The organism is Flavobacterium columnare NBRC 100251 = ATCC 23463 (assembly GCF_002530675.1).
Taxonomy (GTDB): domain Bacteria; phylum Bacteroidota; class Bacteroidia; order Flavobacteriales; family Flavobacteriaceae; genus Flavobacterium; species Flavobacterium columnare.
Window position 1 is genome coordinate 1 of record NZ_PCMX01000102.1, and the last position, 1,566, is coordinate 1,566.

Genomic DNA, 1,566 nt, shown 5'->3' on the forward strand with positions numbered 1-1,566 from the left:
GTAAATAACTCATTATTTTAGCTACCAACGAGTTTCTAAATTCGTCTAAAACTGCCTTTATTCCCTGCTCTAACTCTAACTTTTTATCGTGAAAAAAGTAATCGCCTTTTTCCTTAAAATTATATTGCAAGTTCGCTATCCAAACTAGGTCAGGATACACGAGCATTTGCAAACTAGGGTAAGTCTTATCTGCAAAATAGGCGCAGGTTTTCAAAGGCGATAATTTTTAATACACTTTAAACTCTGATTCACCCTCTGGAATGTAGAAATAACGATTTAAAAATAACGGTCTAGTACCAATATCATCTTTTACTTTTGCCCATAATGCTGTATTACCTCTGTAATTATTATCTTTAGTAGTGAGCATCAAAGCAACTAGTTTACCATCTGCAAAAAAATCTAGTTTGTAATCCTTAATAGGTTGCATTTGAAAAGTATCACTTTTATATGATGTTAATAATGTATTCCAATAAAATTCAACATCTTCTTTAGATGCGTATTTACTTACTAATTCGTCTTTCATACTATCAAACGAAATTCTAGCAATATTATCATATTCTTTGTTTTGATAGATATTCCATACTTTTTGGTAGGCACTCAATAATTTAGCTTCAAGCTCTTTTTTATCCATTTTTCGTAAATCCTTAGCTTTTTCAAATGCTGGATGAATCTCGTAGGGTACTTGCACCTCTATATCAAAACTACCTTCATAATACGTTTTACCAGCTCCTACAAATTTTTCCTCGCTGTATTTTTCGCTAATTTGTACTTTATTCATTGGGGTTTTGTAATGAGAATAAATAACGTCTGATGCACTTTCATTCTTTAAATCATAAGATGCTAATTTAATTTCTAAATAACTATTATCTCTCAATGCATTGTAAATATCATTATACACTTTCCCAACAGGATACATTTTGTATTTTACTTTATATTTTCCGCTCTTATATATCAATGGATTGATTTCAAAAGCAGAACTAGACGAAAAATCATCAAAATCATTATCAAGAGGATAGTCGTTAATAAAAACTTCAAAAAAACTATAACTTGACGTATAATCTAATGTATAGATTTTTTCCTCATCGTAATGTTTTATAGTTTTACATATTTCGTTTACAATATTGTTTGCATTTACTTCTGAATCTTTCATTTTTGTTTCTTTTTTTACACAACTTACATTTGTTAACACTAATATTAATATTAAAATTACTTTTTTCATTATTATTCTTTTTTGTTATGATTAAAGATTTGAATTGTTATTAAATCGAGTTCAAAAGGTTCTAAAAGTGTAAAAGGTGTTGGGGTGCCATTATTTGTTTGATATTCGTATTTACCATATTTACTATTTTGAGCTTTAAATTGCCCTTTATATGTTCCTTTCAAACCTGAAAAATATAATTTTTGATTTAAAAAAAGACCTTGTTCATTTTCATATCCATATTTAATTTTTAAGCCTATGGCTCCTTTCATATCAACTTCTAAACTACCCTCTATTTTATTTTGAAGATTAAAAACTTTAAATTCGTTTTTATATTTCCCTATAATCTTCGCATCAAACTTAATCTG

The 1,566-nt window shown here is 28.0% G+C and carries 1 protein-coding gene and 2 pseudogenes; all 3 read right to left on the reverse strand.

Features of this window, described 5'->3' with window-relative positions; genetic code table 11:
- Nucleotides 1-214: pseudogene (locus tag B0A78_RS12115) on the reverse strand (hypothetical protein); the annotation flags it as partial.
- Between the two features lie 12 nt (nt 215-226).
- Nucleotides 227-1,219, reverse strand: a complete 993-nt coding sequence (locus tag B0A78_RS12120) for a hypothetical protein (protein ID WP_014166018.1) — start codon at nt 1,217-1,219, stop codon at nt 227-229.
- Between the two features lie 2 nt (nt 1,220-1,221).
- Nucleotides 1,222-1,566 (reverse strand): annotated as a pseudogene (locus B0A78_RS12125) (hypothetical protein); the annotation flags it as partial.